Source organism: Bacillus pretiosus (assembly GCF_051294775.1).
Lineage (GTDB): Bacteria > Bacillota > Bacilli > Bacillales > Bacillaceae_G > Bacillus_A > Bacillus_A wiedmannii.
The window spans coordinates 1-286 of the sequence record NZ_JBPPHF010000466.1 but is presented as its reverse complement, the minus strand read 5'-3'; the positions used below and the strand labels follow the sequence as shown (position 1 = coordinate 286).

The 286-nt window shown below is 35.3% G+C and carries 1 protein-coding gene; it reads left to right on the top strand.

Features of this window, described 5'->3' with window-relative positions; genetic code table 11:
• Positions 1–48: 48 nt before the first annotated feature.
• On the top strand, positions 49–286 hold a 238-nt coding region (locus ACSG5Z_RS31755), incomplete at its 3' end, for an AMP-binding protein (protein ID WP_435712938.1).

The following is a 286-nucleotide window of genomic DNA, read 5'->3' as shown; positions in this document are numbered from 1 at the left end:
GATGAAAGAAATTTAAATACGTATAGAGAAAGTTATGAAGCCAATAATTTGAAATACTTAGAGTATGAAACCTTAGCATGTAATATGGAAGAGGGGCAATGCGTTACAGTAGATTGTCAGGACTTAGCGTATATACAATATTCGTCTGGCAGCACAGGTAACCCTAAAGGAGTAAAATTAACACATGAAAATCTAGGTTATAATTTGGCACAGATAGTAGATCGTTTGAAACTAGACACAAATGATGTCATGGCTAGTTGGTTACCATTGACACATGATATGGGCT